At 53.2% G+C, this 541-nt stretch carries 1 protein-coding gene; it reads left to right on the top strand.

The features are described 5' to 3' along the window. Positions 1-400, top strand: a 400-nt coding sequence (locus QVP03_RS11515; RefSeq protein ID WP_288210790.1) for an SH3 beta-barrel fold-containing protein, incomplete at its 5' end; no start/stop codon positions are given. Between the last annotated feature and the right edge of the window lie 141 nt (positions 401-541).

Raw genomic sequence — 541 nt, forward strand, 5'->3', positions numbered from 1 at the left:
TCCGGCGCAGGAGGATAAAGTCTGCAAAAAAGTTATGGATAACGAGCGTTTAATTCGGATTCTCACGAAGAAACTGCGGGGCAAGTACAATTTACCGCACTGGCCCTTGCGGTTGGATGTCGAAAACGCAGTCAACGAAGCGTTACAGCAAACGGACGAACTGGATAATCTCCTGATCCAGTTGCGTAACCGGGCCGTGAGATTCAGTTACCGCAAACAGGACGGGACACTCCGGGAGGCTTTCGGGACACTGAAGCCCTGCTTGCTGGAAGAGTACCGGGCCGGAAGTAAATCCCGCAGCCGTTCGACAAACGACTGTGTGCATTATTTCGACCTTGAGCGGAATGCCTGGCGTTGCTTCTGCCCTGAGAATTTCATCACAATTCACGAGCTTCCGTAACTTGTTGCCCCGGAGTAGAAACTCCGGGGTTTTTTCTGTTCCGTTCACCTGCAAGGGGAAAGTTTGTGATTCATCACAAAGAATTCCTTTGCCGGTAGGGCAGCCGGTCGCCCGGCAGACTTCGCCTGCCGTTCGCGGCGA

The sequence above is a fragment of the Alistipes sp. CAG:29 genome, assembly GCF_000435435.1.
Lineage (GTDB): Bacteria > Bacteroidota > Bacteroidia > Bacteroidales > Rikenellaceae > Alistipes > Alistipes onderdonkii.